Raw genomic sequence first — 3,608 nt, 5'->3', positions numbered from 1 at the left:
ACCGCGACCCGGCGCGTGCTCGCCGGCAAGCCCGCCCGGCCCCTTCGCACCGAACCCGCTCGCCGGCCCGCCGCCCGTGCCCGAACCGCCACCGGCGCCCGGCCCGCTACCGAATCCCGTTGTCCCCGCGCCGAAACCGCGCCCACCGCCAAGGCTGGAACCGGATCCACCGCCCGCTGGAGAACCGGGTCCACCGATCGGTCCGAACCCGCGCCCGCCGCCGGGTCCGAACCCCCGGCCGCCGACCGAGCCCGACTCGCGCGGCGGAAGCCCGCCGCCGCCCGGAAGCCCGCCGACGGGCAGGGGCCCCGGAACCGGCCCCGGCCCGGGGTTGACCGGAGTCCGCCCGGCACCCGGATTCTGTTGACCAACCTCGAAGCTCTGCACCGGCGTCCGGCCCGCGCCGTCACCGCCCGGCAGGAAGCTCGTGCCGGTCCCGCTTCCGGAGCCGGTCGAGCCGCCACCGAGCCCGGCCGCTCCGCCGGTCGACCCGGTTCCCGGCATGCTGCCGCCGGCGCTCCCGCCGCCCGAGGTCCCGGCGGCGCCGCCGCCCGAGGCCCCGGCTCCGCCGGGTGATCCACCACCGCCGGCGCCGAGGGGCGGGACCGAGCTTCCGGTGCCGAAGCCCCCGCCCCCGCCACCGGGCTCCGCGGACTTCTCGCCGGAACCGGAGGCCATCGTCGGCACCGGCGCGAACGCCGGCATCGCCGAGCCGGTTTCGGCCAGCGTCCGGGCATAGGTGGTCATGACCTCCGCGGCCCGCGCGTGCGCCTCCTGCTTCTCATCGAACCGTTGCCTGATCTCCCGCATGGTGTTCACCATGTTGAACGGGTTCGTCTCGGTGGCCGCCATGGCCAGCGCGTCGCCCCAGTTGAAATCGACCGGCTCCGGCATCGCCGCCCTTGCGGTCGCCGCCGCCTCCGACTGCGCGTTCATCCGGTTGGCCGCAAGCTGAAACGCCTGCCCGGTCCCGCCCATCCAGTCGCCGACGCCGGTGAAATACGACCGCGCCGCGTCCCCGGCCGTGCCGGACCAATCCTCGGTGCTGCGGCCGACGGCCGACGACACGGCCGTCTGAAACTCCACGAGCGTGTTGCCGAGGTCGTTCCACGCCGCCCCGATCTCGTTCACCTGACCGGGATCCATGTTCGTCTCCACCATCCGCTGCAACGTCGGATGGTCGTAGCCGGGGTAGTACGTGCCCGGCAGCGCCGGCCCGTCTCGCGTCGTCACCCCCTCCTGCAGCCGGTCCGCCTGCCCCTCGGCGAACTGGTCCGACGCGAACTCCGCCCCCATCGACGCACCGATCTGCCACGCGGTCCCGATCGGTCCGCCCACGGCCGGCGCGCTCGCCACCGCCGCGGTCTCGACCCACTGCTCATAGTCCCCCGCGTAGGTCTCCTGACCGGGCTGGGGCTCCTCTGCCGGCATCCGTCATTCACCTCCCGTCAAGGTTCGTCTGCGGATCAGGATCCGGCGCGCCGGACCGCACCGGCGCCCTCGGAGTCCATCCGCCGGTAGTGCCGCATGGCCTCGGCGACCCCGCTCTCCATCTGAGCGAGGAGCACCTGCAGGTCCTGCAATGCCTGTGTCGCCGAGTTGCTGTCGCCGGCCGCGACCTCGCGGTTGAACCGCGCCATGGCCACCGCATCCGGACTGGTGCCCAGCCGGGTGTTCTGCTGAATGCGGTCGACATTTTTCTGCACCCACTCCAGCTTGTCCTGGCATTGGTGGATGGCGTCGAGAAGGGCTTGGCCGGCGTTCTCGCTGATGCCGAAGGAGCCGGACTGGGCGGCGTTGACGAAGGGCCGCGCGCTTTCTATGACCTGTCTGAGCTCGGTCCCCTGCCGGCGGAGATCGTCGGCCGTGTCGACGCCGCGGTGCAGAAAATCGGTGGGATCCATGAATCCCCCTCGTGTTTACCCGCTCGCTCTCGGTGAGAACCGTAGCAGCCCGCAAATTGTCTGTCGTCGGTATGACATGACTGTCAGTTATGCCGTTCCACCGGTCACTCGGATGGAGCAGCGGCGGTGAAATGGACGACGGCGCCGGAGGTGGACAGGGACCGGATTTCCAGGCCGGCGGCGGTGAGCCAGGCGCGCACGTCGGTCAGGGTTCCGGAGGGGCCGAAGATGCCGGCGGAGCGGGCGGCCGCGATCCAGGCGTCGGCGCGGCGGCGCTCGCCCCGGACGGCGACGTCGCCGACCAGCCGGCCGCCGGGGCGCAGGCAGCGGGCCATCTCGCGGACCGCGGCCGCCGGATCGGGCAGGCAGTGCAGACCGTTGAAGCACAGGCACAGGTCGAACTCGCCGTCGGGGAACGGCATGCGCTCGACGTCGGCCTCGACGAGCTCCACGGTGTCCAGGCCGCGCTCGGCGGCCCGGCGCCGGGCGCGGTCGAGCTGGGTGGGGGAGATGTCGGCGGCGACGTAGCGAACCCGCTGCGTCGCGCGCAGAGCCCGCATCGCCACCCCGCCGCCGCACGGGACGTCCAGGATGGCGGAGCCGTCCGGCATCGCGCCCACCGCGGCCATGGCGTCGTAGATGAGCCCGGCGTCGGTGCCGAAGATGGCTCTGCCGAAGGGTTTGGCCAGCCAGTCGTGCTCGATGCCGAAGTTGTACGCGGCGCCGAAGACGGCCTCGAACGCGCGGTTTCGCCACATGGCGCGGACATCGGGCATGCGCGGCACCTCTTTAGACCGAGTGCAGCCGAACCGGTTCCGGACGCGGCCAGCAGGTGTCGAGGAAGCGGGAGATCTCCTCGGTGAGCCGGTCCGGCCGGGCCCGCAACTCCACTATGGACTTGGCCCGGGTCAGGCGCGCGTTGGGCAGCTCGCCGACCAGGTCGTAGGCGTCGGAGATGGCGTGGCTGTAGTCGCCGCGGTGCGCGATCACCAGCGTCGGCGCGGTGATCCGGCGCCGGTCCCGCGCCGGTGGCGCCTTGCGGCCGTACACCAGCCCGAGCAGCACGTGCCGGCTCGGGCCGGGATCCGGTCGCAGCCAGTCGAGCAGGATGTCGAGCAGGTAGTTGCCGCGCGGGACCCGGCGGGCGGCGGCCCCCAGCGCCCGCAGCACCGGCCGGCCGAGCGAGTACATGGCCAGCAGCGGCCCGATCACCATGGCCCAGAACGTCTGCGAGTCCTCGAGCACCGGCATGTCGATCAGCAGCCCGTGCACCCGCTCCGGCGCCTGCACCGCGACCTCCAGCGCGATGTTGGCGCCGAGCGAGGTGCCGCCGATGATCGCCCGCCGCACGCCGAGCTCGTCGAGGGCGCCGACCACGTGCCGGCCGTACAGCTCCATCGAGTACAGCCGCCGGTCGGCCGGCCGGTCGGAGTCGCCGTGCCCGAGCATGTCCAGGCACACCACCCGGTAGCCGCGGCTGGCCAGCTCGGCGGCCAGCGGCTCGTGCATGCTGCGCCGCATCAGCAGGCCGTGCAGCAGCACGATCACCTTGTCACCCGTGCCGTACTGGTCGAAGACGAGCCGTCGCCCGTCGACGGTCACCGCGCCGGTGGCCGGCCCGTGGTCGGTAGCGGACATGTCCACATTTGACCATGCGCGGGCTTCCGGCCCACCATCGCCGGGCCGGAAGCCCCCTCCGCACGG

Annotated in this window: 4 protein-coding genes; all 4 read right to left on the bottom strand. The window is 72.8% G+C overall.

Features of this window, described 5'->3' with window-relative positions; translation table 11 throughout:
* Positions 1–1,431, bottom strand: a 1,431-nt coding sequence (locus VGX25_RS00085) for a PPE domain-containing protein (protein ID WP_326915399.1), incomplete at its 3' end; no start/stop codon positions are given.
* 35 nt (positions 1,432–1,466) lie between these two features.
* Positions 1,467–1,904 carry a hypothetical protein gene (locus VGX25_RS00080; RefSeq protein WP_326915398.1) on the bottom strand — a complete coding sequence of 146 codons (438 nt, stop codon included), beginning with the start codon at positions 1,902–1,904 and terminating at the stop codon, positions 1,467–1,469.
* Positions 1,905–2,008: 104 nt separating this feature from the next.
* A complete protein-coding gene (locus tag VGX25_RS00075) occupies positions 2,009–2,680 on the bottom strand; it encodes a class I SAM-dependent methyltransferase (protein ID WP_326915397.1) in 672 nt (223 codons plus the stop codon).
* A gap of 13 nt (positions 2,681–2,693) precedes the next feature.
* Positions 2,694–3,542, bottom strand: a complete 849-nt coding sequence (locus VGX25_RS00070; RefSeq protein ID WP_326915396.1) for an alpha/beta fold hydrolase — start codon at positions 3,540–3,542, stop codon at positions 2,694–2,696.
* Positions 3,543–3,608: the final 66 nt, after the last annotated feature.

Source organism: Actinophytocola sp. (assembly GCF_035942955.1).
Taxonomy (GTDB): Bacteria; Actinomycetota; Actinomycetes; order Mycobacteriales; family Pseudonocardiaceae; genus DASYTH01.
Note: the sequence above shows the minus strand (reverse complement) of the source record. Positions and strands in the feature narration are given on the sequence as shown.